1 protein-coding gene is annotated in these 2,597 nt (G+C 77.5%); it reads right to left on the bottom strand.

Annotation, left to right across the window (positions count from 1 at the left end; translation table 11 throughout):
- Positions 1-2,597 (bottom strand): SpnB-like Rossmann fold domain-containing protein (locus tag AW273_RS39245; RefSeq protein WP_157556500.1); only part of this gene is annotated, 2,597 nt, incomplete at both ends.

Raw genomic sequence — 2,597 nt, 5'->3', positions numbered from 1 at the left:
GCGGTGGCCAGCGCCCGCAGCGCGGCGGTCGCCGGGCGGGCCGCCACCAGCGCGGCCCGCGCCGAACCGAGCGCCAGCCCGAACAGCGGCGCGCTCTGCCCCGCGCCCGCCGGGACCAGCCCGGCACGCCCCGACCCCGCGTCCTCCTCCCTGGGACCCCAGGCGACGGCGACGCCCGGCAGCCCGAGTGTGGCGCGGTGGTGCGCGAGCGCGTCGAGGTAGGCGCCGGTCGCGGCCCGCGCGCCCTGCCCGGTCCCGCCCAGCACCCCGGAGACGTGCGGGGTGAGCAGCACGAACAGGTCGAGGTCCAGGCCGAGGGTCAGTTCGTGCAGGTTCCACGCCGCGTCACCGGCGCGGCGCAGCCCGGTGGTGAACGACTCGGGTGTGTACGACGTGAGCACCGACTCCACGTCCGATTCTGCGACGTGCACGACCCCCGTCAGCGGGTGCTCCGCCGGGAGCAGCGCCAGCGCCTCGGCCAGCGACTCCCGGTCGGCCGCCCCGTCGGCGGCCACCATGACCTCCGCGCCCCGCCCTCTCAGCCACTCGGCCAGGCCGGGATCGCCCCCCACGAGAAGCAGCCGGTCGCGCCCGAGCACGGTGACCAGATGCTCGGCCGCCGCCTTGGCGAGGTCGCCGGAGCCCGAGACCAGCACGGTCCCCGCGCCCCGGCGCGGCTCCGCCGGGAAGTCGGCCGGGGCGGCGGCGACCAGGCGCGGGACGTGCGCGACCCCCTGCCGCAAGGCGACCTGCGGCTCGCCGAGCGCCAGGGCGGCGGGCAGGGCGCGCAGCGACGACTCGTGGCCGTCGAGGTCGACCAGCACGATCCGGCCGGGGTGCTCCGACTGCGCCGCCCGGACCAGCCCCCAGACGGGTGCGGGCGCGAGGTCCTGGACGTCGTCGGCGGCGACGGTGACGGCGTGCCGAGTGACGATCACGAGCCGGGTGGGCGAGTCGCCGGCCAGCCAGGTGAGCAACTCGGGCAGCAGCGTGCCGGCCGAGGTGACGGGCAGCAGCGTGTACTCGGCGTCGCCGAGGTCGGCCCCCTCGGGTGCGGCGAGGCCGGGGATGCCGGGGGCGGCCACCGCCCAGGAGGCGGCGGGTTCGGCGGGCAGTGAGGTCTCGGGCCAGGTGAGGGTGAGGAACCGGTCGGGGCGGGCGTCGGCGGGCCGCAGCCCGTCGAGCCGCCGCAGCCGGACCGACTCGACCGTGGCGACCGGAGCGCCGTCCGGGCCGGTGACGGCGAGTGCGAACTCGTGCTCCCCGGTCCGGGTCGCGTGGAGGCGGAGCGCGGTGGCCCCCGGGGTGTGCAGGGCCACGCCGCGCCACTCCGCCGGCACGGCCGCCGAGCCCGCCTCGGCGAGCAGCGGGTGGAGCGCGGCGGTGAGGAGGGCGGGGTGCAGGGCGTGCCGGGGCGCGTCCGGGGCGTCGGGCCCGGCCACCTCGGCGAAGACCTCGTCGTCGCGCCGCCACAACCGGGTCAGCCCCTGGAACGTGGGGCCGTGGTCGTGGCCCGCGGCGGCCAGGGCCTCCTGCACCTCGGCCACGTCGACCTCCGCCGCGCCCGGCGGCGGCCAGGCCGGGGCGGTCGCGGCCGGCCCGGACGGCGGGGCCAGCACGCCCGAGGCGTGGCCGGTCCACGGTGTCTCCTCGGCGTCGCCGGGGCGCGCGAACAGGGTGAAGGGGCGTTCGCCCCGCTCGTCCGGCGGGCCCACGGTGAGCTGGAGGTCCACGCCGCCGTCGGCGGGCGGGGTCAGCGGCGGGCCCGCGACCAGCTCCGCGACCGCGAGGCCGTCGAGCGCCCGCCCGGCCTGGAGGGCCAGGTCGAGGTAGGCGGCCGGGGCCAGCACCGGAGTGCCGTGGACCGCGTGCTCGCCCAGCCACGGATGGACCCGGGTGACGGCCCGCCCGGTCAGCAGCAGGGTGTCGGTCGCGAGGGTGGTCGAGGCGGGCAGCAGCGGGTGGCGGGTGGCGCGCAGGCCCAGGCTCTCGGGGTCGCCGGGGGCGGCGGCGTCCTCCAGCCAGTAGCGCTCGCGCTGGAAGGCATAGGTGGGCAGGTCGGCGATGGGATTGGCCGGAAGGCGCCAGTCGACGTCGTGACCGCCGGCCCGCAGGGCGGCCAGGTTGAGGTGGAACTGGTGGAGGGTGCCCTTGTCGCGGCGCAGGGTGCCGGTGACCAGCAGCGCGGGGTCGTCGACGGTGTCCTGGACCGGTGTCGTGAGGACGGGGTGCGGGCTGGCCTCGACGAAGGTGGTGTGGCCGTCGGCGACGAGCCTTTCGAGGGTCTGGTGGAAGCGGACCGGGCCGGCGAGGTTGTCGAACCAGTACGCGGGGGTGAAGTCGGCGCTGCCGGTGGTGACCGTCGAGTAGAAGGGGACGGCGGCGGCCTGCGGGCGGATGCCTTCCAGGAGGGCCAGGAGTTCGTCGCGGAGGCGGTGGACGTGGGGGCTGTGGGAGGCGTAGTCGACGGGGATTCTTCGTGCGTCGAGGGTGGCGAGCAGGTGGTCGAGCTGGGTGGCGTCGCCTGCGATGACGGTGGCGTTGGGGCTGTTGGTGGCGGCGATGTGGAGATCGTCGTAGGCGGTCAGGTAGGTGCC

The organism is Herbidospora yilanensis (assembly GCF_001570565.1).
Taxonomy (GTDB): Bacteria; Actinomycetota; Actinomycetes; order Streptosporangiales; family Streptosporangiaceae; genus Herbidospora; species Herbidospora yilanensis.
This window is presented reverse-complemented; position numbering and strand designations above follow the sequence as displayed.